Raw genomic sequence first — 24,647 nt, forward strand, 5'->3', positions numbered from 1 at the left:
TTCACGGATTTTGTGGACGACTCCAGCAGTGGGGTCGTCCTTTTTGTTTTTCAGCAACTTCATTTGTTGAATGCTACTCGATAACCGGTTTAATAGCCTTACCCAAACAATCATCGGCTGCGCCATGAGCGTGCATAGGGAATTAGGAAGTGGATTTCCTGAGATTATTTACCAACGAGGGCTGGCAGTTGAAATGAGAGAAGCAGGCCTTGCTTTTCAGGCCGAAATCCATCTCCCCGTTTTTTATAAAGACACCAATATTGGTTCTCGCAGGGCAGATTTTCTGGTTGAAGGACAAGTACTAGTTGAGCTAAAAGCAATCAACGAACTTGTCGAATCCAACTTCTCTCAGGTGGTCAATTACCTAAAAGCATACAGGCTCGAAGTAGCGCTACTCATCAACTTTGGTGAATCCAGCCTTCGCCACCGGCGGTTCTTACACAACCCCACGCGCACGATTTAAAAAAGCAGCGAGTAGATAAGAGAAAAAAGACGGCTCCCCGAAAGAAGCCGTCCACAAAATCCGTGAAATCCGTTAAAATCCGCGCTAATCCGTGGTCTAGCAGTACTCCTCGAAAGCGCCTTGCAGGTTGTTCACGATGCGCATGGCGTCGGAACCTTCGATGTGGTAGCGCTCAATCATGTGCACCACTCGCCATCTTTGAACAGGGCGATGCAGGGCGACGAGGGAGGATACGGGAGCAGGTGCTCGCGCATCTTGGCCACGGCTTCGGTTTCCATGCCGGCAAATACGGTAACGAGTTTGCCGGGCTTTTTGTCGGCGCTGGCCAGGGCCATTTTCAGGGCCGGACGGGCCTTGGCGGCGGCGCAGCCGCACACCGAGTTTACGGCTACCAGCACGGTGCCTTCGTTCGAAGCCAGCGCGGAGTCCACTTCTTCGGGGGTCATCAACTGCTCGAAGCCAACTTCGGTAAGGTCTTGCCGGATGGGCGCCACCATGTATTCGGGATAAACTGCCATTTTATGTAATAGTTAAGGGGCGGCGGGGCCGCATGCAACTGCAAAAGTACGAATGCCTAAAGCATCCGTGGGCCCGGAAAGTTTCGGGCAGTAACCTACAGGGTGTTAAACCACAAAACGTCATGCTGAGCTTGTCGAAGCATCTCGCCCGGAGCAGTAACTCAACTGATTGGATTACTGCTCCGGGCGAGATGCTTCGACAAGCTCAGCATGACGTCCTTTTTCCTCAGTCAGCTTATACTTTACAGTTCACGGTGTGATGGTTTCGATGCTGCCGTCGGCCCGGCGCTTTAGCTCCGTGACTTTGATGTTACGCAGCCAGGTTTTGCCGGAGAGCTGAGTGTCGTGGTAGAAGATGTACCACTTGTCCTTGATGGGGATGATGGAATGGTGAGTGGTCCAGCCCTGCACGGGCTTCATGATGACGCCCTGGTAGGTGAAGGGGCCGTAGGGCGAGGTGCCCGTGGCGTAGACCAGCAGGTGCGTGTCGCCGGTGGAATAGGAGAAGTAGTACTTGCCGTTGTACTTATGCAGCCAGCCACCCTCGAAAAAGCGTCGGTTGTTGTCGCTGGCCAGCAGGGGCTTGCCGTTTTCGTCCAGGATTTTGATTTCCTTCACCGGCCCGTCGAAATGCTTCATGTCGGCTGTGAGCTTGGCTACGCGGGGGCCGATGGCGGGCACGGCGGTGTTCGGTTCTTTTTCGGGGGCCTTGGCGTCGTAGGTGCCTTTTTGCCAGCGCTGGAGCTGCCCGCCCCAGAGGCCGCCGAAGTACATATAGGCCTTGCCGTCGGTGTCGGTAAACACGGCGGGGTCGATGCTGTAGCTGCCGGCAATGGGCGTGGGCTCGGCTTTGAACGGGCCGCTGGGCGACTTGCTGGTAGCCACCCCGATGCGAAACACGTCCTGCTTGTCCTTCACGGGGAAGTACAGGTAATAGGTGCCGTTTTTGAAGGCCGCATCGGGAGCCCACAGCTGCCGGCCGGCCCAGGGGATGTCCTTGATATCAAGCCCTACGCCGTGGTCGGTGACTTTACCATTGATGCTGTCCATGGACAGGATGTGGTAGTCGCGCATGGCGAAATGGTCGCCCTTGTCATTCTCCGGAATGCCGGCTTCGATATCGTGCGACGGGTAGATGTAAATCTTGCCCGCAAACACGTGCGCCGAGGGGTCGGCCGTGTAGATGTCGCGCACCAGTGGCTGCGACAGCGGCTTCTTGGCCGCAGTATCTGCCGGGGCCGAAGCGTCAGCAGTTGTGGTGGTTTCCTGCTTGGAGGTGTTGCTCTGGCAAGCGCCCAGCAGGGCCACAGAAACCGCAAGCACCGGCACCGACGCTTTCAATTTTAGAGAATTAAGCATGAGGGAATTTTAGGAATGGAAGCAAATATCAATACCCGAAGACGTGGCGCCAACCCTTGACCAGCCCAACGAATACCGAGGGCGTTGCGCAAATATAGAAGCCTCCTTTGCTCGTGCAACAGTTTGATTGATAATGCGTTTTAGGCCACGACTACCGAAACCGTTTGTGATAGTTTTACCGTAACAGCAGTTGCTGAGCGCAGCACATTCCGGGCAAAACAGATAACTATTTTGAGCCCAAACGCTTTTATGATGCGGCCGCCATGCGCAGGCCACTCAACTCCTTTCCCGCAAACTATGGACACTACTCTGGCGACTACTTACCGCAGAATCTTTCAGGTTATCGACGGCAACAAAAAAGCTGTGGGCGACGGCTTCCAGGTGACCAGCCCCATGCCGGGGCCACGCATCCGGCAGCTCAGCCCCTTCCTGCTCATCGACCACATTGGCCCCATGACGGTGGCCCCGAGCGACAAGCCTCTGGGCTCGCCGCCCCACCCCCACCGCGGCTTCGAAACCGTGACCATTATGTACCAGGGCGTGCTCGCGCACCGCGACACGGCCGGCCACCAGGGCAACATTGGCCCCGGCGACGTGCAGTGGATGACCGCCGGCGCCGGCCTCATGCACGAGGAGCTCTACGAAAAGGAATTCACCCGCCGCGGCGGCACGCTGGAAGTGGTGCAACTGTGGGTAAACATGCCCAAGAAGGACAAGATGGCGCCGCCCAACTACCAGGACATTCCCTCCGCGGCCATCAAAACCCTGCCCACGCCCGACGGCAAAGGCACCATCCGCGTGATTGCGGGCAGCTACGAAGGCGTGCGCGGCCCGGCCACCACCTTCTCGCCCATGACCATGCTGGATGTGCACCTGGCCAAAGGCAGCGAAATCACCCTCAATCTGCCCGCCGCCTACAATGTGGGCCTCTACATTGTGAAGGGCGACGTACTCATCAACGGCGACCGCCCCGCGACTACCAAGCAGCTCGTAGTATTGGGCTGGGATTCAGCCACCACAAGCATCACGTGCAATGAGGACAGCATCGTGCTGGTGTTGGCCGGCGAGCCCATTGAGGAGCCCCTGGCTACTTATGGCCCTTTCGTGATGAACACGAACAAGGAATTGGTGCAAGCCATTGCTGACTTTGAAAGCGGCGCCATGGGCAAGTTTGAGGACCACAATTGAGCCGGCCCAATAGCTCGCAGGAATTGAGCTAAAGAGTATAAAAAAGAACGTCATGCTGAGCTTGCCGAAGCATCTCGCGTGTGGTAGTAACCAATCGTCTGTCATGCTGAGCCTGCGAAGCATCTTCTCACCGTGGAACGAGACGTACGAAGTGGAACGAAACGTACGAACCTGATAAGATGCTTCCTTCGTCAGCATGACAGACGATGCGAGCGAGATGCTTCGCTGCGCTCTGCAGGACGTTCTTTTTGACTTGCCTTAGGCTACCGGCTGCCGTAGCGCTGGCCGAAGAAGTCGCCTTTGCTCCAGGTGGGACGGACGGGATTCTGAGCTACCTGGTAGCCAATCAGGAAGCAGAGTTGCACGTATTTCTTGCCGGCTTCGAAGTCGAAGCGGCCGTTGATATCGTCCTGCGGCTTGTGGTAGGTAACGGCCCGCCACTTCTGCACCTCCTCGCTGAGGTTGTTGCGGCCGTCGGCGGTTTTGTTGCCGTATTTGATGTGCAGGGCCGGAATACCGGCCGTGACGAAGCTGTACTGGTCGCTCCGGATGAAGCGGTTTTGCTCCGGCTCCGGGTCCTGCTCGAGGGCAATGCCGAGGTAGGCAGTGGCTTTGGTAACCGGCTCAAGCAGGCTGGAATGCGGGGCACCCAGCGCCACCACGGAGAGCAGCGGGGCAATGATGGTGGGCATGTCCATGTTCACATCGGCCACGATGCTGGCTTTGGGCACGGTGGGATTGGCCGCGAAGGCTGCTGAGCCGAGCAGGCCCAACTCCTCGCCGGTCATGAACACGAACAGCATGCTGCGCTTGGGCTTCTCCTTGAGCCGGGAGTAGATTTTAGCGATTTCCAGCACGCAGGCCACGCCGGAGGCATTGTCGTGGGCGCCGTTGTTAATGGAGTCGCCTTTCACCGGCGCGGTGATGCCCAAGTGGTCCAAGTGAGCAGAATGCACCACGTATTCCTTGCTGAGCTTGGCATCGGAGCCCGTGAATTTGCCCACCACGTTGTAGCTCTCGATGTCTTGGTAAGTGGACTGCAGGCTGGCGCTTATAGAAGTTTTCAACGCTGCCGACGCCGGCTTGCCGCTTTTGATGGAAGCGAACACCCGGGCCGTGTCTAAGGAGGCGGTCTGCATCATGCGCTGAAGCGTGGCGGCGTTCACCGTGGCGTATAGCTGCTGCTTGCTGCCCACGGCAAACGAGCGCGAAGCTGCTACCTTTCCATTAGCGCCCAGCACGCTATAGGTACCGCGTTTCAGGTCGGGCAGCGGCGCGGTATGGGTAGACGCTACAATCAGCCCCACGGCGCCATGCCTGGCCGCCGCCTGCAATATCCCTGACATGTCTTGGCTGGCCGAGGCTACCGTGGACGCAAACGTGCGTGGGGCCCCGCGCACAATCACCACCACTTTGCCCTTCACGTCGAGGCCGGCATAGTCGTCGTAGCCCAATTCGGGCGCGCTGATGCCGAAGCCCGCGAAGGCCAGCGGCGCGTTGTCCACCTTGGCAGCCCCCAGCTCTGGATTGGGGTAAATAACGTAGTCCTGACCAGCCGTGAGCGGCACGGCGGCCCCCTGCGCATCGCGCACTGTGAAGGTGGCACCCGGCTTGAGAAAAGCCTGGCGCAGGCGCACCTTCTGGATGTAGGTATTGCCTTCGCCGGCCGGCTGCACGCCCAGAGTCTTCAGCTGCTTCACGACGTAGTCGACGGCCATTTGGTAGCCGGGCGTGCCGGCCCGGCGGCCTTGCAGCCGGTCATCGGCCAGGTAGGCAATGTGGGCTTTGATGGCTTCGGGTTGCACCTGGTCGAGAGCTTGCTTAACAGGCGCGGGAACGGTGAGTGGCGCTTGCGCCTGGGCGGCGCTGCTCAACAATAGATAAGTGAGGGCGCTTACTGGAAAGAAGGCTTTCATAGGTATAAAAGGTCAGAAGGAAGACAGAAGGACGTCATGCCGAGCGCAGCCGAGGCATCTCGCGTGGGGTAGTAATTCCAATCGTTAGCTGCGTTGACTTTTAATTCAACGATGCGAGCGAGATGCCTCGGCTGCGCTCGGCATGACGTTCTTTTAGCATGACGCCGCAGGACGGGCGTTTTGCTCCTAGGCCTGCCGTTCGGCTACTTCAAAGCCAAAATCTGCTTGAGCTCCGCGGCGCTCACGGTCAGCAAACCCACTTTGGGCAGGCGTTCGGTGAGGATGCGCCAATTGGGTTCCTGCTTGAAAATGGGGCGCAGCAGGGCCAGCGCGGCCGGCACCTGCTGCTTGTTGGCCAGCGTGATGGCGTGCCAGTACTTCATTTCCAGGTTTTGCGGGAACATCTTTTCGGCGGCCTGGTACTCCTGGATGGCTTTGGGCATGTCGTTTTTCTCTACGGCCAGGTCGCCGGCGTTCATGTGCTCGTAGGCGCGGTGCAGGCTGAGCAGGCGGCGCAGCTCAACTAGCGGAGTGGCGTGGTCGTCCACGCGCAGGTCCACGAGGCGGTCGGCCCAGGGGCCTTCGGTGGCCTTGCCGCGCACCACCAGCAGCGCGGCCGACTGCCGGCCGCGGATATCGCCCCCGCGGCCTGGGCCGCATCGAGGGCAGCCAGCACCCGCTCGGCCAGCGGCAGCTTGGCGTTTTGCTGGTAGGCTTTGGCCATAGCGGGCCACACTTTGTCGGACAGCATCATGTTGGCCTGCACCGAAAACTGGTTGCCTTGCTGATGCCCGGCCATGTCCACGCACTTTTTGCCGGTGTGGGTGGCCACGCGGCCCTGGTTATCGAGAATGGCCACCTGGCGCACGTCGCGGCCTTCGTCGTTAGATAGCAGGCTCATCGAGGGCTTGTTGGGCTGATTTGCCGCTTTTCAGCAAAGCCAGGCCGCGCAGGCCGAAGGACTTATTGGTGAATGATTGCGTGGCCACCACGCCCACGCCGGCTTCGCCCCAGCTCACCGAGGTGCCCACCGAAAACCAGTGGCTTTGCACGGCCACGGCCATCTCGCCGGTGGCGGGGTCGCGGGCCACAATGCTGAAGGTGTGGGCAAAGGGGTCGGTGGTGGAATACATTTGGGCGGCCAGCGGCAAGCGCAGCAGCACCAGAAGCAGGAACGAAAGCAGGGATTTGGACAGCATGGGAAGAGGTTAAACAGGCACGATAAAGTCAGGAGGCCGAAGGTACGCCGTGGCCCCGCCGGGCGCCAAGAACACCTACACGCTGCCGATGCGGCAGCAGCATACGCAGCAGCTTGGCATAGCCTCGGTGTCGGAGCCAGGCCAGTATTTGCGGCGCGAGCCCAATTGAGCCAGCGAGCGGGGTATTAGTGCTAAAAAGAACGTCATGCTCATCTAGGGTCCGCGCAGTCGAACCGAAGGTCGGCGCAGCCAGCATCTCTACCGCTTCGTCTGTCATCCTGAGCCTGCGAAGGACCTTCTCACATTTGCACAAGTCGTTCAGCGGTGATAAGATGCTTCGTACCTCAGCATGACAGATAGCGGGAGGATGCTTCGACCGGACGCCGGATGAAGCACGATGTTCTTCTTATACCCGTTTGACAACCGACCCTATTTTTGCGGCATGACCACTGCCTTCCGCCTCGCCACTGCTACCCTCGCCGATGCGCCCCGGCTCACGCGCCTCGTAAACAGCGCCTACCGCGGCGACTCCTCCCGCCAGGGCTGGACCACCGAGGCCCATTTGCTCGACGGCCAGCGCATCGACGAGGAAGGCCTGCTGGAGATGCTGGCGGTACCGGAGGCGGCCATGCTGCTGTGCCTGGGCCCCGACGATGAGCTGCTGGGCAGCTTCTACGCTTGCCCATCGGCTGGCAAGGTGTACCTGGGCATGCTGGCCGTGGCCCCGGCCGGCCAAGGCAGCGGCGTGGGCAAATTCCTGATTCGGGCCGCCGAGGACTACGGCCGCCAGCACGGCTGCACGGCGAGCAAGATGACCGTGATTTCGGTGCGGCCGGAGCTCATTGCCTTCTACGAGCGGCAGGGCTACCATCAGACCGGTGAAACCGAGCCGTTTCCAACCGACCCGCGCTACGGCATTCCCCGGCAGCCGCTCACCCTGCTGGTCCTCGAGAAGCCGTTGGCAGGAGCAGCTTAAAGCGGCTTTGAGGTTGGAATACCGGTAGCGTGGACTCTGCGAGTCCGCGCGTCGTTCGGCCAGCATCGCCACGCGCGGACTCACAGAGTCCACGCTACTTGTACACGGGTCCGAAAACTGCTTTAAGAAGGAAATGAACGCGCCGGCAGAAGCGGCGGGCCTGAATAAATACCTCAGCAGGCGGACTTTCTTCTGCCTGCCGTGCAACACATTGCGAATGCAGCGGGTCGGGGGCTGCTGGCAGGCTGGTGCCATTGGCTCCGCTATGCGCAAGGCCTGGGTAGCCGCCTGTAGCACAGACAGTATCTAAGAATTAAAAAATACCTGTATGGTATTTTTTATTGTTGAGCCGCGAGCTAGCTTTGCTGTGTTTTTTATATTTTTTTACAAAGGCGAAGTCACCATTCAACATCGTTTTCGGGGCTTCCTGAGCATAAAAAATAGCGCTCCTGACCGATTCAATCCTCTCTTCCCAATCTTTTTCAACAAACTTCTTTTTTCATTTTTTCAATAATATGAAACACTTTTCCTTTCTTTCTACCACTAGGCGTCCCGGCAAGGGGCTAGCCCAATTTGCCGCCGTACTGGGGCTATTGGTGGGCAGCTTCTCGGCTCAGGCCGCTGACCTCATTACACCTACCACAGCCGGCGCTCACGCTACCGTAGGGGTACGCGGTGTAACGGCAGTTCCTACCATCACCAGCTTTACGCCCACCTTCGGCGCGGGCGGTGCAGTAGGAACCGGTACAGTGGTTACAATTACCGGCACTGAGTTTACGGGTACGGCTACTACAACCGTCGTTAAGCTAAACGGTGTAGTTGTTGCCGCTGCTAACGTGACGTTGGTTGATGCCCAGACCATCAAATTTACCGTTCCCACCAGCGCTACCAGCGGCACTATTTCCGTCACGACGCCGGGAGGCACGGCTACCAGCGCCGACGTATTCTCTGTAGCCCCTGCTATCACAGAACTTGCGCCCACAGCACAGGTTGTCGGCGGCCCCGATGTCATACTCACCATCACGGGTAGAAACTTCACGCCCACTTCGACGGTGAATTTCAACAGTGTAAGCTACACCCCTTCCAGCAGCACGACTACTTCGGTAGTGGTGACCATCCCAGCCAGTGCCCTGGCCACTGCTGGCAGCTTTCCGGTTTCCGTGACCAGCGCTGCTGGTACATCGAGCAACTTCACCTTCGTGGTGAGCAACCCCAGCACTGCCGGTGCCTTTGAGAATTTCGAAACCGGCACCAAAACCACCGGCTACGCTGTCGGTGACGTGGCGCTTGCTAGCGGCAGCTGGAAATTCGACAATGCCCTTCCTGGCAACACCTTTGCCGACAAGTTCAACGGTCTGCAGTCTGCCCGGCTGCGTACCGGTGGAGCCATTTCTATGAACTTTGACAAGGCCAATGGAGCCGGCATCGTCACTGTAAATGCTGCTCTCTACGGCACTACGGACCCGGCCACCACCTTCTCGCTGGAGGTATCAACTGATGGCGGCGCTACCTACAGCATCGTTGCCGGTGCTCCCACTGCCCTCACCGGTGTACTTACTGCCTATGAGTTTACGGTAAATCAAGCGGGCAACGTGCGTTTCCGTATCAAGAACACCTTTGCCACTACCACTGCGACCGCGCCCCGCATCAACATCGACGACATCTCCATTACTGACTTCGCGCCAGTCCCGACCCTTGCGAGCATCAGTCCCGCTACGGCTGTAGCCGGCAGCGGCGCGTTGACGCTGACCGTTAACGGCACGAACTTCATCAGCGGCTCGGTTGTGAACTTTAACGGCGTGGCGCTGGCCACCACGTTCGTATCGGCTACGCAACTCACTGCTGCCGTGCCCGCCACGTCGGTTGCGACGGCCGGCACCTACAACGTAACTGTGACCAACGCCGCTCCCGGCGGCGGTACGTCGGCAGCTTCGACGTTCACCGTGACTGTTCCTGCGCCCACCATCGCCAGCTTTACGCCCACCAGCGGCTCCGACGGCGCCACGGTTACGATTACCGGCACGGACTTCACCGGCGCTACCGCCGTTACGCTCAATGGCGTGGCCATTACCGGTTTCACCGTGGTTGATGCCCAAACCATCACTTTCACTGTGCCCGCTACGGCGACGTCCGGCGTTATCGCCGTGACCACGCCCACCGGCACCGCTACCAGCACGGCGACCTTCACCTACGTTGCCCCCAACCCGATGGCTACCATCACCACTCTGGCGCCTAACACCGCCGTGGCTGGTGCTGCTGCCTTGACGTTGACCGTGAACGGTACCAACTTCCTGGCTGCTTCGGTGGTGAACTTCAACGGGGCGGCCCTCGCCACCACGTTCGTATCGGCTACGCAGCTGACCGCGGCGGTGCCCGCCACGGCCCTCGCTACGGCCGGCGCTTACAACGTGACCGTAACCAACCCTGCTCCGGGTGGCGGCACTTCGGCTGCGGCTACCTTCAACGTTACGGCTCCTGCTGTTCCGGCGCCCACCATCGTTAGCTTCACCCCCAGCAGCAGCTTGCCTGCTGCTACCGTTACCATCACGGGTACGGACTTCACCGGCGCTACGGCTGTTACGCTCAACGGCCTTGCTATCACGGGCTTCACGGTGGTTGATGCCCAAACCATCACGTTCGTGGTACCGGCTGCTGCCACCAGCGGCAACATCGCCGTAACCACGCCCACCGGTACCGCCACCAGCGCTACCGCATTCACGGTGCTCGTGCCCAATGCCGTAGCTACCATCACCAGCCTGGCGCCTAACACCGCCGTTGCCGGTGCTGCTGCCTTGACCTTGACGGTAAACGGTACTGACTTCCTGGCTACTTCGGTAGTAAACTTCAACGGCGTGGCTCTGACTACGACGTTTGTATCGGCTACGCAGCTCACGGCTGCCTTGCCTGCTACATCCCTTGCCACTGCTGGCGCTTACAACGTGACCGTGACCAACCCGGCTCCGGGTGGCGGCACTTCGGCAGCCTCCACGTTCACTGTAACTGCTCCGGTTGTTCAGGCTCCGGCTCCGACCATCGCCAGCTTCACGCCGGCCAGTGCCATCCCCGGCACCGTGGTAACCATCACCGGCACCGACTTCACCGGCGCTACGGCGGTAACCCTGAACGGCGTAGCCATCACCGGCTATACGGTGGCTAGCGCTACGTCCATCACCTTCACGGTACCACCTGGCGCTACCAGCGGCAACATCGCCGTGACCACGCCCACCGGCACGGCGACCAGCGCCACCGCCTTCACGGTGCTCGTACCCAACGCGGTTCCCGCCATCACGGGCATCGCTCCGGTCACGGCCGTAGCCGGCAGCGCCGACTTCACCCTGACGGTGAACGGCACGGACTTCCTGAGCGGTTCGGTCGTGAACTTCAACGGCACGGCTTTGGCCACCACGTTTGTGTCGGCTACTCAGCTCACGGCAGTGGTTCCGGCTTTGGCCGTGGCTACGGCCGGCAGCTTCCAGGTAACCGTGACCAACGCCGCTCCCGGCGGCGGCACGTCGGCTGGCTCTGCGTTTGTGGTAACGGCAGCAGTGCCCACCATCGCCAGCTTCACGCCCACCTCGGGCGGCCCCAGCACCACCGTTACCATCACGGGCACCAACTTCACGGGCGCTACGGCGGTCTCGATTGGCACCTTCGCAGCCACCAGCTTCACGGTGGTTTCGCCCACGAGCATCACGCTGGTACTGCCCACGGGCACGGGCACGGTGAGCGGTTTCATCTCGGTGGTAACGCCCGGTGGCACGGCTACCAGCACCGCTGCCTTCAACCTGGTATCGGCCACGGTGGCCACCAAGGCCCTCGCCGGCCTGTCGGTGTACCCCAACCCGTTCCAGGACCGCCTGACGGTTTCCCTGCCCACCACGGGCGCGGCCCAGGTAGGGCTGCGTGACCTCACCGGCCGCGTAGTAGTGCCCATGGCTCCCCTGGCCGCCGACAAGCAGGCGCAGCTGCCCGCCACGCTGGCGGCCGGCATGTACCTGCTGGAAGTTCGTCAGGGCAACGTGACGGCCATTCGCCGGGTGGAGAAGAAATAGCTCAACCCGCCTGCACCAATTGAAAAAGGCCCCTGCTTTGGCAGGGGCCTTTTTTGTGCACCAGTCAGCTAGCTCAACTGCGGGCTAGCGGCGGGCTTTTCGGTATTGAGGCACCCTGAATGGTGGGCCGGGGTGCGGCCTCAGGAGCTGGCGCAGGAGCCTGGGCGGGGGCCGGGGTAGCCGGGAGAAGCCCAGAGCGCAGCGGCAATTCATGTCGGGAGGTCAATGGAAATAATTCAACGACAAAATATTATTATGCAATTGCTCTTGCCTTTGCTCGGGCCGCGCCCGCCCGGAGCGTTAGATAAGCCAGTAGCGCGGAATGGAGCGGTCTGTTGAGCCAATAACTCACTTGTTTTCATTGAGTTTCAGCCATAGCTGAGCTAAGCACGTATACACGCGGGCCGGTGCTGCATGGACAGCCGCCCGGCCCGCTCCTGCTTTGCGGGGCCCCTTCGCCGCCAGTGCGCGGCCATCGGCAATTACCCGCCCGCAGTTGTAGCCGCTGCTTTCCCGGCCGAAGTTTCCTTGGCGCCCCGGCGCTGCCTGTGCCTATATGCCGCTTACCCCCGCCAGGGCTCCCTGGCCCTGCCCAGTTCCGATGAGCCTGCTGGCCCTGCTCGACGTATCTCAGACCGCGCTGGCGCTGGTGCGCCCCTGCTACTTACCGGATAGCCAGGGGCCTACCGACTTTGCTTTCGAGTATCTCAACCCCGCCGCGCAAGGCCTGCTGGGCCTGCCCGAACACCCGGACAGCCCCTTCCTGGCCAGTTTCCCCCAAGGGTCCGAAGCAAGGGTTCTGGCTTTCCTGAGCGACGTATGGGAAACCGGCCAGCCTGGGTACTTCGAATGCCCGGACCCGCACGAGGGCTTGGCAGCGCCCCTCTGCATAGAGGCTTCCCGCAAGAGCAAGCACCTGGCGGTCAAGCTTTGTCGTACCGACCAGCATGCCCAGTTGCCAATGGAAGCGGCCCTGCGCCTGAGCCGCGCCCGCGAGCAGCCTGGCGCAGGCCGACGCCCAGCGCCACCGCGCCAGCCTCGAACGCTTCCTGGGCCAAACGCAGGCCATCGTCTGCATTCTGCGGGGCCCGGCGCACCGGCTCGACTACGGCAACCCAGCCTACCAGCGGCTGTTTTCCGGCCGGCATCTCACGTCTGGCTTCCCCGTGGCCGTGCTGCACCCCGAGGCCGTGGCCCAGGGCATTGTGGCCGGCCTCGACGAGGTGTATGCCTCCGGCAAATCGGTGTTTGGCGTGGCCCGCCCCCTGACCCTGGCCCAGCCCGACGGCCAGCCGCCCGTCACCCGCTACTTCACTTTTTCCTACGATGCCTACCAGGAAGGTGGCCGCACGGCCGGCGTTTCGGTATTTGCCTACGACGTAACCGACCAGGTGCGCGTGCGCGAGCAGGCCACCCGGGCCGCCGCCGAGCTGCAGCTGGTGATGGCCAGCGTGCCCGTGTTCCTGTTCCGCACCGACCCCACCGGCCGCATGACCTACGTCAATGACGCGCTGTTTGAGTGGAGCGGCCTGCTTCCCCGCCCCGCCAACCTGGACCTGGTGTGGAGCGCCGTGCACCCGGACGATGCCCCGGCGCTCAGGGCGGCATTTCTGGCCTCGGTGGCCACCACTCAGCCCTGGGAAAGCCCGGTGTACCGCATCCTGCGGCGCGACGGCGAGTACCGCTGGGCGCTCACCCGCACCCAGCCCAATTTCCAGAGCAATGGGCAGCTGGCCGGCTTCAGCGGGGTCAACGTCGAGATTCACAAGCAGGTAGAGATGCAGCACCAGGCTCGCCCGCGTGAATGCCGACCTGGACATGTTCATTTACACCGCCTCCCACGACCTAAAAGCGCCCATCAGCAACCTGGAGGGGCTGCTCCAGGCCCTGCTCGAGGAGCTGCCCGCCGAGGTGCGGCAGGCGCCTCCCGTGCAGCCCATGCTCGAGCGCATGCAGCGCTCCGTCGACCGCTTCAAGCTCACCATTGCCCAGCTCACCGACGTGTCGCGGCTGCAGCAGGCCCAGTCGCAGCCCACCGAAACCGTGGAGCTGGCGGCCCTGGTCGACGACATCTGCCTCGACCTGGCCCCCGCCCTGGCCGACTCCGGCACGCAGCTCACCGTCGACGTCGACGCCTGCCCCCGCGTGTCGTTTGCCCCCAAAAACCTGCGCTCCATTGTGTACAACCTGCTCAGCAATGCCGTGAAGTACCGCCACCCCGACCGCCCGCCGCTGGTGCACCTGCGCTGCCACAGCACGGCCCGCACCATCGTGCTCGAGGTGCAGGACAACGGCCTCGGCCTGACTACCAGCCAGCAAGGCAAGCTTTTTGGCATGTTCCGCCGCCTGCACGACCACGTGGAAGGCTCCGGCATTGGCCTCTACATGGTGAAGCGCATTGTGGAAAACGCCGGCGGCACCATTGCGGTGCACAGCGCGCCCGGCATCGGCTCCACGTTCACCGTCACGCTTCCGGCCCCCTCCGGCGCGAGCCTGAGCCGCCCCAGCAAGCTGCTTAATCCCCGACTTATTTCCTGTTTGCACAGATATCGTACTATGAAAAAGCTATCCACCGTACTGCTGGTCGACGACGACGAAACCAGCAACTTCCTTAGCGAGCGGCTATTAACCAACATGGGCGTGGCCGAGCAGGTGCTGTGCGCCGCCAACGGCGAAGAAGCCCTCGAAGTGCTGGCCCAACACGGCACGGTGTTCAGCCCCACCAACCCCGCCCTGGTCCTGCTCGACCTAAACATGCCCGTGATGGACGGCATTGAGTTTCTCGACGCCTACCAGGCCCTGCCCCTGGTGAAGCAGCAGGCAGCCGTTATCGTGGTGCTCAGCAGCTCCATGCACCCCTACGACCTGAACTGCGTTCAAACCAGCTCCATCACCGACGTGGTGAGCAAGCCCCTGACCAAAGAAAAAATAAGCAACCTGCTGCAGCAGAACTTTCCGTGGGCTTGCCGCGAGGCCATGCAATCCAGCTCAAACTACTAACAAAGAAACAGATATACTTTAACTCAGAGCGGTTTCGGGGCCGTGCCTGGCAGGGTCAATGTACGTGGACCCCGCCCCTGCCAGGCACGGCCCCGAAACCGCTCTAAGGTGCCATCTCCACGGCGGCCGGCACCAGCCGCTCGGCCCGGAACAGGTCGTCGGCTGCTTGCAGGAGCTTGGCGCGCAGCTTGGGGTTGTAATCGGGGTGGGCTTGCAGAAACGCTCGCACGGTGCTGGCGGCGCTGGCGGTTTGGTAGGAGCCCAGCGTGGCCTGCAGCCAGGAATACGGAAAGAAAATATCGCCGGTGAGCTGGATTTCTTCCAGCAGCTCCAGGCTGGCGGGCAGGTATTTCTGGGACGTGGCCTGACGCAGCGGATGGTGCAGGTAGCCCAATGCGGCGGTAACCCAAGCTTCTTTGTCGCGGCCTTTCTCGTCTTTTAAGCTTTCAAAAAACGCGTCGCGCGTGGCCACGTCTGGGGCCAAGGCGGGCATGAGAAACTCCAGGCGCTGGCGGCGGTCCACGTTTTTAATGCGGGCGAGCTGCTCGGGCAGGATGGGCTGCGGGGCGGCATAGTCGCGCACGGCCAGCGCCAGGGCCAGGGCGGTGTAGTCGTCCTCGGTCAGCTTTACGCCAGTGGGAGCTTTCTGCGCTTGCCAGATTTGGTAGAGCCGTTCCTGGGCAAGCTTGGTGAGGGCGATGGTTTGATAGGTTTTGAAGAGCAGCTTCTTGGAGTTGGCCGCCGGGTTTTTCTGCAGGGCTGCCCACAGGTCTTTTTCCAGGGCCGGCACCACGGCCAGGCGCTGGGTTGGGCTGAGGAAGTGCCAGAAAATGTCGCTGACTTGGCCGGTGAGCAACTTCAGGTTGAGTTCCTCGGGCTCGCGGGTGAGGGCCTGGCGGTACACCGCGAGCAGCTCCTGCGGCTTGCTGGCCTGGCCGTTGAGCATGTTCTCGTAGAGGTTGACGTAGGCCGTGGCGCGGGCAACCGGGTTTTTCAGCGTGGCCAGCTGGCCGGTGAGCTGCCGGGCCACCGGAAACACCCCGTAGCCCAGGCCGGTGGAGTTGAACAAAATGAAACTGGGCACGGGCTGGCCCGCGGCTTGGGGCAAGGCCACGGTACGGTCGGCCATGTTCACGGTCAGCTCTTTGGCGCGGCCGCCGGGGTACACCAGCAGCACCTCAAACAGCTGGGGCCAGAGGCGGTCGGAGCCATCCTCGGCGTGCTGGGTGAGGCTGAGCTGGGTGATTTTACCGGCGCTGGCTTTCAGGTCGTAGCTGAAGACGGGGCGGCCGGGCTGGTTTACCCACACCTGGTTCCAGGCCTGGAGGTTGGCGGGGGTGCGGGCGTCCAGAATGTCGATGAGGTCGGGCCAGGTGGCGTTGCCGTGGGCGTACTTTTTCAGGTATTCCTGCAGGCCCTGCCGGAAAGATTCCGGGCCCATCAGGCGCTCGAGCCTGCCGCATCATGATGGGCGCCTTGTGGTAGATGATGTTGCCGTAGAGCGAGCCCGCGTCCTGCAGGTTGGCCAGCGGCTGGCGGATGGGGTTGGCCCCGGCTGTGCGGTCGATGCCGTAGGCGGCAGGGTAGTGGTCGATGACGAACTTGAGGTCGTAGTTCGAGTTTTTCACGGCCACCTGCGTCACTTTGTCGGCCATAAAATTGGCAAATACCTCCTTCATCCACACGTCGTTGAACCACTGCATGGTGACCAAATCGCCGAACCACATGTGGGCCGTTTCGTGCGAGACAAGGTTGGAGCGGGCCAGGATTTGGTCTTGCGTGGCCCCCTCGTCCAGAAACAGCGTCGAGGCCTTGTAATCGATGGCGCCCACGTGCTCCATGCCGCCGTACTGGAAGTCCGGAATCGACACAAAATCAAACTTCTGGAACGGGTACGGCAGGCCGGTATACTGCTCCATAAAAGCCAGCGCATAAGCGTGGAGCTGGAAAATGGGGTCGAGACTAAGGCGCAGCTTGGCGGGGTCGGTTTCGCGGTGCAGCAGGCTCATGGTGCGGCCGTTGAGCTGCCGCGTGAGCCGCGTGAATTTGCCCGCCGCAAACGAAAACAGGTAGGTGCTGATGCTGTCGGACGGCGCGAAGCTGTACGACTTGCTGGCTCCATTCAGCACGGAGTCGCGCACCGGTGCGTTGGCCATGGCCTGCCAGCCCTGGGGCACGGTAAGGGCCAGCGTAAAGGGGGCCTTCAGGTTGGGCTGGTCGAAGACGGGGAAGACGGTGCGGGCGCGGTCGGGCACCAGCAGTGTGTAGAGGTAGTCGGCGTTGCGGTTCAGCGACTGCTCGCCGGCCCGCAGGCGGATTTCGGCCACGTTGCGGCCCACTTTCAGAGCAGCGGCCGGCAGCACGAGGTGCTCATTGCGGTGGTCGATGGCCACCGGCTGCCCGTTCACGGTGAGGCCGTGCAGGTATTCGGTGGGCGCTTTAAAATCGAGCCTGCACCGGGTCGAGGTTGTCGGGCAGGTTGAACGACACCGACTCGACGGCGGCAATGGGCTCGTTTTTCTGGGCCGGAATGCTCAGGTTGAGGTCGTAAGCCACGCCGCTGATGTTCTTTTTGCGCGCTACGGCCAGCGCTTCGGAAACGCCTTTTTCGACGGGAGGCAGGACGCGCTCCATGGCCGGGGTTGGGGCTTGCGCAGCGGGTGGCACTGCGATGTTGAGTTGCGGTTGGCGGTGGCAGGCCGCGGTGAGCAGGGCGAGCAGAACCGCCCCGGTCCTGCCATATTTACGGAAGCTAAAATTCATCGGGAGTGTCCAGTGCAGAGAGCTCCAAAAGTAACCGCCAGCACGTGAGCAGAACCATTGAGCCGCCAGCCGCGCCCGCCTTCGCAGTGCGGCTGTTTCCGCTGGGCGACGCGGCCGTGGTGCTGGAGTTCGGCGAGGGCATCAGCCCAGCTACGCACCGCGCCATTCAGGCGTTCAGCGCTTATTTAGCTCAACACCCCTTCGTGGGGCTGATTGAATACGTGCCCGCTTTCACCACCCTCACCGTGTACTACGACCCTTGGCAGGTGAGCGACAACGGCCAGCACCCGCCCTACGAGTGGGTGGCCGAAACCCTCCGGCAGATGCTGCCCGCCGCCCAGGCCACCGCGGTTGCGGTCCCGACCACCGTGGTGGAGATTCCCGTTTGCTACGGCGGCGCGCACGGGCCTGACTTAGCCTTTGTGGCGCAACACGCCGGCATGTCATCTGAGGAGGTTATCGCCTTGCATGCTGCCCCAGAATACCTGGTACACATGATAGGATTCGCGCCCGGCTTCCCCTACCTCGGTGGGCTCGATGCGCGCCTGGCCACGCCCCGCAAGGCTCAGCCGCGCGCGCTGGTGCCGGCCGGCACCGTGGGCATTGCGGGGCCGCAGACCGGTATTTATTCCATGCCTACGCCGGGCGGCTGGCAGCTCATCGGCCGCACGCCGCTGCGGCTGTTCGACCCCGGCTGGGCGCAGCCCAGCCTGCTGCAGGCGGGCCAGCACCTGCGCTTCGTGCCCATCAGCGAGGCCGAATACCAGCACCGCCAGCAGCATGAGTCTTAGCATCCTCCGCCCCGGCCTGCTCAGCACCGTGCAAGACCTCGGCCGGCACGGCTACCAGAAAGACGGCATCCTGGTGAGCGGCGCCATGGACGCCACTGCCCTGCGCGTGGCCAACCTGCTGGTGGGCAACCCCGAAGCCGCGGCCGGCCTCGAAATCACTCTGCTCGGCCCCCGCATTCGCTTTGAAACCGACCACCTCCTGGCTATTACCGGCGCCCACCTCTCCCCCACCCTCAACGGCCAGCCGGTTGGGCTAAACCGCGCCATCTGGGTCAGGGCAGGAACTGAGCTGGCGTTCGGGGCACCGGTGGCCGGCAGCCGCGCCTACCTCGCGGTTTCGGGCGGCTTTGACATTGCGCCGGTGCTTGGTAGCCAGTCCACTTACCTGCGCGCAGGATTTGGCGGGCTGCACGGCCGCGCTCTGCAAACCGGTGACCTGATTCCCTGCCCCGGCCCCACCGCTGCGGGGCGCCATCTCCTGGCGGAATTGAGCAGCAGCAACCCTCAGGCAGGCTGGGCCCAAGCCCGCTGGACGCCCGGGCCGGAGCTTTGCCCCACGCCGCGGCCCAACCCGGTTATTCACGCCATTCGCGGACCTGAGTACGCGCAGTTTTCACCGGAAAGTCAGCTCAATTTTTGGCAGCAGCCTTTCCCCATAACGACGGAAGCCGACCGCATGGGCTACCGCCTGCAGGGACCGATGCTGGAGCGCCACGGCAGCGGCGAGCCTGCTGTCCAGTGCCGTGACGTTTGGCACCGTGCAGGTGCCGGCCGGTGGGCAGCCCATTGTGCTCATGGCCGACCACCAAACCACGGGCGGCTACCCGCGCATTGCCCAGGTTATCACCGCTGATTTTTCGGCCATGGCGCAGGTGCGGCCGGGGCAGCACATCCGTTTTGCGGAGGTTTCTTTGGCCGAAGCGCAACTGCTGTACCTTGCGCAGGAACACCGGTTGCGGGCGTTGCGGCGGGGTATTGATTTTAAAATAAATTAGGCCGTCATGCAGAGCGCAGCGAAGCATCTTTACTGCTGTAGTAATTAATACTAGCTCAACGAAGCGGTAAAGATGCTTCGCTGCGCTCTGCATGACGGGCCTTCAGCAAAACGTATTTTCACTCGGTTTACTTCCTGCATGACCCCAACCCCTACTGTTGACCTCAACTGCGACATGGGCGAAAGCTTCGGCGCTTGGACGCTGGGCAACGACGCGGCCCTGATGCCCTTTATTACCTCGGCCAACATTGCCTGCGGCTTCCACGCTGGCGACCCGGCCGTGATGAAGCAAACCGTGCGGGCAGCCCTGCGCCACGGCGTGGCCCTGGGCGCCCACCCCGGCCTGCCCGATTTGGTCGGGTTTGGCCGACGCAACATGGACATTTCGGCCGAGGAGGCGTTCGACATGACGGTGTACCAACTGGGTGCCCTCGCGGCCGTGGCCCGGGCCGAAGGCGGGCAGCTGCACCACCTCAAGCCCCACGGCGCGCTCTACAACATGGCCGCCACCAACGCCGCCCTGGCCGAGGCCATTGCGGAAGCAGTCTACAAGGTGCAGCCCGAGCTTACGCTCTACGGCCTGGCTGGCTCAGAGCTGACCAAAGCCGGCGAGAAAATCGGCCTGAAAACCGCCCACGAAGTATTTGCCGACCGCACCTACCAAGCCAACGGCACCCTTACCCCACGCCGCCAGCCCGATGCCCTCATTACCAGCGCCGACGTGGCCATTGCCCAGGTGCTGCGCATGGTACAGGAAGGCCAGGTGCGCACCCAACAGGGCCTCGACGTAGCCATCCGGGCCGATACCGTGTGCCTGCACGGCGACGGCGCCCACGCCCTGGAGTTTGCCCAACGCCTCAACACTGTCCTGCGCGAGGCGGGCGTGCAGCTGCAAGCCGGCCTAACCCCCAGCATCCAGTGAAGCCCAATAAGTTTCGACTCTTCGGCGGGGCCAGCCTGGGGGCGGCCTTTCTGATGGCTAATTCCTCGATTGGCCCCGGGTTTCTGACCCAAACCACGGTGTTTACCCAGCAGCTACTCACCAGCTTTGGGTTTGTGATTCTGGTGTCGGTGGTACTCGATGTGGGCGCCCAGGCTCAACACTTGGCGCATTCTCACGGTGAGCGAGTTGCGGGCCCAAGACCTGGCCAACCGACTGCTGCCGGGCCTGGGTTACTTCCTAGCGGCGATGGTGATATTGGGCGGCTTCGCGTTCAACATTGGCAACATCGCCGGGTGCGGGCTGGGGCTGAACGTGCTCACAGGCATGTCGTTTGAGCAGGGCGCGCTCATTAGCTGTGGGGTGGCGCTGGTGCTGTTTTGGGTGCGCGAAATCGGGAAGATGCTTGACGGCTTCACCAAGATTCTCGGCACGGTGAAGATTCTGCTCACGCTGGGCATTGCCTTCAGCGCGCACCCGCCCGTGCTGCAGGCCATCCACCACACGCTGCTGCCGGTGAAGATTAGCGCGGCGGCCATTGTGACCATTGTGGGCGGCACAGTGGGCGGCTACATCACGTTTTCGGGCGCGCACCGGCTGCTCGATGCGGGCATCAAGGGGCTGGAAAACCAGGCTACCGTTACGCGGAGCGCCATCAGCGGCATCGTCATTTCGACCATCATGCGGTTTGTGCTGTTTCTGGCCATTGTGGGCGTGCTCACCCACGGCGCGGTGCTGGAAGCGGAGAACCCGGCGGCCGGCGTGTTTCGGGCCGCTGCGGGCGAGATTGGCTTCCGGATTTTCGGGGTGATTCTGTGGAGCGCGGCCATCTCCTCGGTGGTGGGGGCGGCCTACACGTCGGTATCGTTTTTCAAGACCTTTCACCCGATTTTTGAGCGCTACGAGCGGGTCTGCATTTCCGCGTTCATCATGCTTTCGACGGCGATATTCGTGTTGGTCGGCAAGCCCACGCAGCTATTAGTTTTTGCTGGCGCCATCAACGGATTGATACTGCCAATAGCCCTGGCCATCGTGCTGGTAGCAGCGACCAGCCGCCGATTGATGGGCGCCTACCACCACCCGAGGTGGATGCTGGCCGCGGGCTGGGTCGTGGTCGTGATAATGGGCGGGCTGAGCGTGCCGGTGCTGGTGGAGCAGATTGGCGGGTTTCTGCGCTGAGGTTGGTTGTGGCAGCTCAGGCGCGTGGGAACCTCACCCCCAGCCCCTCTCCAAAAGAGAGGGGAGCCGGGCGTTAGTTAGAACAAGGAAAAAGCCCCGCCTCAAGTGAGCTGGGGCTCTTCTTTTAAAATTGAGCTAAAGATTGTGCCGTGGCTCCCCTCTCTTTTGGAGAGGGGCCGGGGGTGAGGTTCCCCAAATGCGCAGTATACAACCGTTATGTCCGCCGAAACCAACCCCTATCGCCGCGAAACCCTGGTGCAGCAGTTAGCCACGGTACCCACGTGGGACCTCATCGTCATCGGCGGCGGGGCTACGGGGTTGGGGGTGGCCATCGATGGCATCAGCCGGGGGTACAAAACGCTGCTGCTGGAGCAAGCTGATTTCGCCAAGGGCACGAGCAGCCGCAGCACCAAGCTGGTGCACGGCGGGGTGCGCTACTTGGCGCAGGGAGATATTGGGCTGGTGCGCGAAGCGTTGCACGAGCGTGGCCTGCTGCTGCAAAACGCCCCGCACCTGTGCCACAACCAAGCCTTTATTATCCCAAATTATAACTGGTGGGGCGGCCCATTTTACACGCTTGGGCTGAAACTGTACGACCTGCTGGCTGGCCGTTTGAGCCTCGGCGAATCGGTCCACCTCAGCAAAGCCGAAACCCTGCGCAGACTGCCCAACCTGCGCCCTGCCGGCCTGCGCGGCGGCGTACTCTACCACGACGGCCAGTTCGATGACGCCCGCCTGGCCGTAAACCTGGCGCAGACTTGCATCGACTACGGCGGCACCGCCCTCAACTACTGCGCGGTGCAAGGCCTGCTCAAAGACGCCCGCGGCCGCCTCACCGGCGTACGCGCCACCGACCTCGAAACCGGCGCTACATACGAGTTGCAAGCCAAAACTGTGGTCAATGCCACCGGCATTTTCGTTGACCAAGTGCGGCAGTTGGATGAGCCCAAGGTAAGTCCGCTAGTGCAGCCCAGCCAAGGCGTGCACCTGGTGCTGGACCAGTCGTTTTTACCCGGCGATGCTGCTCTGATGATTCCCAGCACCGAGGATGGCCGCGTGCTGTTTGCCGTGCCGTGGCTGAGCCACGTGGTGCTGGGCACCACCGACACGCCCGTGCCCACGGCCAGCCTGGAGCCCCAGGCTCAGGAAGCCGAAATCAGCTTCCTGCTGCGCACTGCCGCCCAATATCTCACCCGCGCTCCTACCCTCGCCGACGTACGAAGCGTCTTCGTGGGCCTGCGCCCGCTGGCAGCTGCTACCGCCGGCTTCACCAAGACCAAGGAGATTTCCCGGCGGCACAAAATCCTGGTCTCGGCCAGCGGCCTTATCACCATCACCGGCGGCAAATGGACCACCTACCGCCGCATGGGCCAGGACACCATTGACCGGGCCATTGCCTTGGGCCGGTTGCCCCTAGCCCCGAGCCGAACCGAGCACATGCGCATCCACGGCGCCGAAGCAACTGTCGAGGCCTCCGTGCCTGATAGCCTCGCTCCCTACGGCAGCGACCAAGCCAAGCTGCAACAGCTCATTTCCGAGACCCCGGCATTGGGCCAAAAGCTGGATGCACAGCTGGAATTTCGGCAAGCCGAAGTGGTGTGGGCGGCGCGTCACGAACTGGCTCGCACCGTGGAAGACGTGCTGGCTCGCCGCGTGCGCCTGCTGTTTCTCGACGCTGCTGCCGCGGTGCGCGCGGCTCCCACCGTGGCCGCGCTGCTGGCTCAGGAATTGGGCCACGACCAGGCATGGCAGGCGCAGCAGGTAGCCGCGTTTAACCAGTTAACTCAAAACTATTTGCTTCTAAAGCAGTGAGCTCAATCTCTTGTCTGTCATTTATATAGCAGAGAAAACCAATGGTCGGCGGAACCGAGCACCTTTACCGCGCCATCTGTCATGCAGAGCGCAGCGAAGCATCTTATCACGGCTCAATGATTCGTTCAGCGGCGATAAGATGCTTCCTTCGTCAGCATGACAGACGGTAGCATAACAGGCGTTAACATGGCGGAAGGCAGCTCGCGAGATGGCCTGGCAAGCTCAACAAGAGGTTCTTATCGCCGAGACGCTTACATTAGCCGGGGTCTTTTTCACCGATAACCGCATGAACACCACGCCGCCATTCGCCACCGAGCCTACGCCGCCGGCCTCACCAGCCCCGACCTGGCGCCGGTGCCGCCGCAGAAGCGCACCTGGGGCACCGGCAACTACGCCGCGCTCTGGATTAGCATGAGCCTGTGCATCCCCACCTACATGCTGGCCAGCTCGCTCATCGAGGGCGGCATGAACTGGTGGCAGGCCCTGCTCACCATCTTCCTCGGCAACACGATTGTGCTGGTGCCCATGCTGCTGAATGGCCGGGCCGGGGCGCAGTACGGCATCCCGTTTCCGGTATTTGCGCGGGCCAGCTTTGGCGTGCGCGGGGCCAACGTGCCGGCCCTGCTCCGGGCCATTATTGCCTGCGGCTGGTTCGGCATTCAGACCTGGATTGGCGGCTACGCGCTCTACCAGATGGCGGTGCTCTGGGTGCCGGGGCTGGCTACTTTGCCGCCTATTTTCCCGGCCAGGGGCGCTGGCTACGGGGCCGGCGCTGGTATTTTTCCTGTTCTGGCTCGTGAACATGTACGTGGTATACCTCGGCGTCGATAGCATCCGGAAGCTACTGGTATTCAAGGCGTATTTTCTACCAGTGGCGGCGCTGGCCTTGCTGTGGTGGGCCATATCGGCCGGGCACGGGCTGGGGCCTATTTTAGCTCAACCCAGCAAATTCACCAGTAGCGCGGCGTTCTGGGCCTTTTTCTTTCCCTCGCTCACCGGCATGGTGGGATTCTGGGCCACGCTCTCGCTCAACATCCCGGACTTCACGCGCTACGCCACCAGCCAGCGGGCCCAACTGATGGGGCAGGCGCTGGGACTGCCCACGTCGATGACCCTGTTTTCGTTTGTGGGCGTGGTGGTTACCTCGGCCACGTTTGTCATCTACGGCAAAACCATCTGGGACCCGGTGGTACTGGCCAGTAAGTTCGATAGCAAGGTGCTCGTGACCGTGGCCATGCTGGCCGTGGCCCTGTCCACGCTGGCCACCAACATCGCGGCCAACATCGTGAGCCCGGCCAACGACTTCGCCAACTTCTCGCCCACCCGCATCAGCTTTAAAACCGGCGGCTACATCACCGGCGTGCTCGGCGTGCTCATCTTCCCCTGGAAGCTCATTGCCGACCCTTCGGGCTACATTTTTACCTGGCTGGTAGGCTATTCGGGCTTGCTGGGTCCCATCGGCGGCATCATGATAGCTGACTACTACCTCATCCGCAA

Annotated in this window: 18 protein-coding genes and 4 pseudogenes; 15 read left to right on the forward strand and 7 right to left on the reverse strand. The window is 62.0% G+C overall.

What is annotated here, in order from left to right:
• Positions 1-70: 70 nt before the first annotated feature.
• On the forward strand, positions 71-463 hold the full coding sequence (locus tag ACFQT0_RS01920; protein ID WP_380199929.1) for a GxxExxY protein: 393 nt from the start codon (positions 71-73) through the stop codon (positions 461-463).
• Positions 464-559: 96 nt separating this feature from the next.
• Here ACFQT0_RS01920 and ACFQT0_RS01925 read toward each other — a convergent pair.
• Positions 560-981: pseudogene (locus tag ACFQT0_RS01925) on the reverse strand (BrxA/BrxB family bacilliredoxin).
• A gap of 249 nt (positions 982-1,230) precedes the next feature.
• Complete coding sequence (locus tag ACFQT0_RS01930; RefSeq protein ID WP_380199931.1) at positions 1,231-2,340, reverse strand: glycoside hydrolase family 43 protein; 1,110 nt, start codon at positions 2,338-2,340, stop codon at positions 1,231-1,233.
• 297 nt (positions 2,341-2,637) lie between these two features.
• On the opposite strand from ACFQT0_RS01930, the gene ACFQT0_RS01935 reads away from it, so the two are divergent.
• Positions 2,638-3,528 (forward strand): pirin family protein, encoded by an 891-nt coding sequence (locus tag ACFQT0_RS01935; protein ID WP_380199933.1) that lies wholly within the window; start codon positions 2,638-2,640, stop codon positions 3,526-3,528.
• 263 nt (positions 3,529-3,791) lie between these two features.
• Here the strand turns inward: ACFQT0_RS01935 and ACFQT0_RS01940 are convergent, their stop codons facing one another.
• The 3 genes and pseudogenes from ACFQT0_RS01940 to ACFQT0_RS01950 form a co-directional block, all read right to left on the reverse strand.
• Positions 3,792-5,444, reverse strand: coding sequence for a M28 family peptidase (locus ACFQT0_RS01940; protein ID WP_380199935.1), 1,653 nt, complete (start codon positions 5,442-5,444; stop codon positions 3,792-3,794).
• A 203-nt stretch (positions 5,445-5,647) separates the two neighbouring features.
• Positions 5,648-6,345: pseudogene (locus tag ACFQT0_RS01945) on the reverse strand (DUF1028 domain-containing protein).
• The gene (locus ACFQT0_RS01950; RefSeq protein WP_380199937.1) at positions 6,329-6,643 is read right to left on the reverse strand and encodes a DUF1028 domain-containing protein; all 315 of its coding nucleotides are present in this window, start codon (positions 6,641-6,643) and stop codon (positions 6,329-6,331) included. Before ACFQT0_RS01950 ends, ACFQT0_RS01945 begins: the two are co-directional and overlap by 17 nt.
• 442 nt (positions 6,644-7,085) lie before the next feature.
• Between ACFQT0_RS01950 and ACFQT0_RS01955 the strand changes: the two genes are divergently transcribed.
• From ACFQT0_RS01955 to ACFQT0_RS01975, 5 genes and pseudogenes are all read left to right on the forward strand, one after another.
• Positions 7,086-7,619, forward strand: coding sequence for a GNAT family N-acetyltransferase (locus tag ACFQT0_RS01955; RefSeq protein WP_380199939.1), 534 nt, complete (start codon positions 7,086-7,088; stop codon positions 7,617-7,619).
• A 515-nt stretch (positions 7,620-8,134) separates the two neighbouring features.
• The gene (locus ACFQT0_RS01960) at positions 8,135-11,671 is read left to right on the forward strand and encodes an IPT/TIG domain-containing protein (protein ID WP_380199941.1); all 3,537 of its coding nucleotides are present in this window, start codon (positions 8,135-8,137) and stop codon (positions 11,669-11,671) included.
• A gap of 414 nt (positions 11,672-12,085) precedes the next feature.
• Complete coding sequence (locus ACFQT0_RS01965; RefSeq protein ID WP_380199943.1) at positions 12,086-12,346, forward strand: hypothetical protein; 261 nt, start codon at positions 12,086-12,088, stop codon at positions 12,344-12,346.
• 767 nt (positions 12,347-13,113) lie between these two features.
• A pseudogene (locus tag ACFQT0_RS01970) lies at positions 13,114-13,398 on the forward strand (PAS domain-containing protein); the annotation flags it as partial.
• A 73-nt stretch (positions 13,399-13,471) separates the two neighbouring features.
• Positions 13,472-14,671, forward strand: coding sequence for an ATP-binding protein (locus ACFQT0_RS01975; RefSeq protein WP_380199945.1), 1,200 nt, complete (start codon positions 13,472-13,474; stop codon positions 14,669-14,671).
• 1,247 nt (positions 14,672-15,918) lie between these two features.
• Here the strand turns inward: ACFQT0_RS01975 and ACFQT0_RS01980 are convergent.
• Both ACFQT0_RS01980 and ACFQT0_RS01985 read right to left on the reverse strand, forming a co-directional pair.
• Positions 15,919-17,079 carry a M1 family aminopeptidase gene (locus ACFQT0_RS01980; protein ID WP_380199947.1) on the reverse strand — a complete coding sequence of 387 codons (1,161 nt, stop codon included), beginning with the start codon at positions 17,077-17,079 and terminating at the stop codon, positions 15,919-15,921.
• Between the two features lie 31 nt (positions 17,080-17,110).
• Positions 17,111-17,305 carry a hypothetical protein gene (locus ACFQT0_RS01985; protein ID WP_380199949.1) on the reverse strand — a complete coding sequence of 65 codons (195 nt, stop codon included), beginning with the start codon at positions 17,303-17,305 and terminating at the stop codon, positions 17,111-17,113.
• Positions 17,306-17,478: 173 nt separating this feature from the next.
• Between ACFQT0_RS01985 and pxpB the strand changes: the two genes are divergently transcribed.
• The 8 genes and pseudogenes from pxpB to ACFQT0_RS02025 form a co-directional block, all read left to right on the forward strand.
• Positions 17,479-18,225 carry a 5-oxoprolinase subunit PxpB gene (gene pxpB, locus ACFQT0_RS01990; RefSeq protein ID WP_380199951.1) on the forward strand — a complete coding sequence of 249 codons (747 nt, stop codon included), beginning with the start codon at positions 17,479-17,481 and terminating at the stop codon, positions 18,223-18,225.
• On the forward strand, positions 18,215-19,078 hold the full coding sequence (locus tag ACFQT0_RS01995) for a 5-oxoprolinase subunit C family protein (RefSeq protein ID WP_380199953.1): 864 nt from the start codon (positions 18,215-18,217) through the stop codon (positions 19,076-19,078). The genes pxpB and ACFQT0_RS01995 overlap by 11 nt, the downstream gene beginning before the upstream one ends.
• Positions 18,990-19,220: a hypothetical protein gene (locus ACFQT0_RS02000; RefSeq protein WP_380205883.1), complete on the forward strand. Its 231-nt coding sequence runs from the start codon at positions 18,990-18,992 to the stop codon at positions 19,218-19,220. The genes ACFQT0_RS01995 and ACFQT0_RS02000 overlap by 89 nt, the downstream gene beginning before the upstream one ends.
• A 138-nt stretch (positions 19,221-19,358) precedes the next feature.
• Positions 19,359-20,141: a LamB/YcsF family protein gene (locus ACFQT0_RS02005; protein ID WP_380199955.1), complete on the forward strand. Its 783-nt coding sequence runs from the start codon at positions 19,359-19,361 to the stop codon at positions 20,139-20,141.
• A gap of 159 nt (positions 20,142-20,300) precedes the next feature.
• A complete protein-coding gene (locus tag ACFQT0_RS02010) occupies positions 20,301-21,338 on the forward strand; it encodes an NRAMP family divalent metal transporter (protein WP_380199958.1) in 1,038 nt (345 codons plus the stop codon).
• 216 nt (positions 21,339-21,554) lie between these two features.
• Positions 21,555-23,150, forward strand: a complete 1,596-nt coding sequence (locus tag ACFQT0_RS02015) for a glycerol-3-phosphate dehydrogenase/oxidase (RefSeq protein ID WP_380199960.1) — start codon at positions 21,555-21,557, stop codon at positions 23,148-23,150.
• Between the two features lie 354 nt (positions 23,151-23,504).
• A complete protein-coding gene (locus ACFQT0_RS02020; protein ID WP_380199962.1) occupies positions 23,505-23,981 on the forward strand; it encodes a cytosine permease in 477 nt (158 codons plus the stop codon).
• Positions 23,953-24,600 (forward strand): annotated as a pseudogene (locus ACFQT0_RS02025) (cytosine permease); the annotation flags it as partial. The gene ACFQT0_RS02020 and the pseudogene ACFQT0_RS02025, both read left to right, overlap by 29 nt.
• Positions 24,601-24,647: the final 47 nt, after the last annotated feature.

The organism is Hymenobacter humi, assembly GCF_042665855.1.
In the GTDB taxonomy this organism is placed as follows: domain Bacteria; phylum Bacteroidota; class Bacteroidia; order Cytophagales; family Hymenobacteraceae; genus Hymenobacter; species Hymenobacter humi.

Excerpts from the sequence above, each read along its gene's own strand:
- ACFQT0_RS01920 (WP_380199929.1), top strand. The coding sequence starts at position 71 with ATGCTACTCGATAACCGGTTTAATAGCCTTACCCAAACAATCATCGGC.
- ACFQT0_RS01930 (WP_380199931.1), bottom strand. The coding sequence starts at position 2,340 with ATGCTTAATTCTCTAAAATTGAAAGCGTCGGTGCCGGTGCTTGCGGTT.
- ACFQT0_RS01935 (WP_380199933.1), top strand. The coding sequence starts at position 2,638 with ATGGACACTACTCTGGCGACTACTTACCGCAGAATCTTTCAGGTTATC.
- ACFQT0_RS01940 (WP_380199935.1), bottom strand. The coding sequence starts at position 5,444 with ATGAAAGCCTTCTTTCCAGTAAGCGCCCTCACTTATCTATTGTTGAGC.
- ACFQT0_RS01950 (WP_380199937.1), bottom strand. The coding sequence starts at position 6,643 with ATGCTGTCCAAATCCCTGCTTTCGTTCCTGCTTCTGGTGCTGCTGCGC.
- ACFQT0_RS01955 (WP_380199939.1), top strand. The coding sequence starts at position 7,086 with ATGACCACTGCCTTCCGCCTCGCCACTGCTACCCTCGCCGATGCGCCC.
- ACFQT0_RS01960 (WP_380199941.1), top strand. The coding sequence starts at position 8,135 with ATGAAACACTTTTCCTTTCTTTCTACCACTAGGCGTCCCGGCAAGGGG.
- ACFQT0_RS01965 (WP_380199943.1), top strand. The coding sequence starts at position 12,086 with ATGGACAGCCGCCCGGCCCGCTCCTGCTTTGCGGGGCCCCTTCGCCGC.
- ACFQT0_RS01985 (WP_380199949.1), bottom strand. The coding sequence starts at position 17,305 with ATGGAGCGCGTCCTGCCTCCCGTCGAAAAAGGCGTTTCCGAAGCGCTG.
- ACFQT0_RS01995 (WP_380199953.1), top strand. The coding sequence starts at position 18,215 with ATGAGTCTTAGCATCCTCCGCCCCGGCCTGCTCAGCACCGTGCAAGAC.
- ACFQT0_RS02005 (WP_380199955.1), top strand. The coding sequence starts at position 19,359 with ATGACCCCAACCCCTACTGTTGACCTCAACTGCGACATGGGCGAAAGC.
- ACFQT0_RS02010 (WP_380199958.1), top strand. The coding sequence starts at position 20,301 with ATGTGGGCGCCCAGGCTCAACACTTGGCGCATTCTCACGGTGAGCGAG.
- ACFQT0_RS02015 (WP_380199960.1), top strand. The coding sequence starts at position 21,555 with ATGTCCGCCGAAACCAACCCCTATCGCCGCGAAACCCTGGTGCAGCAG.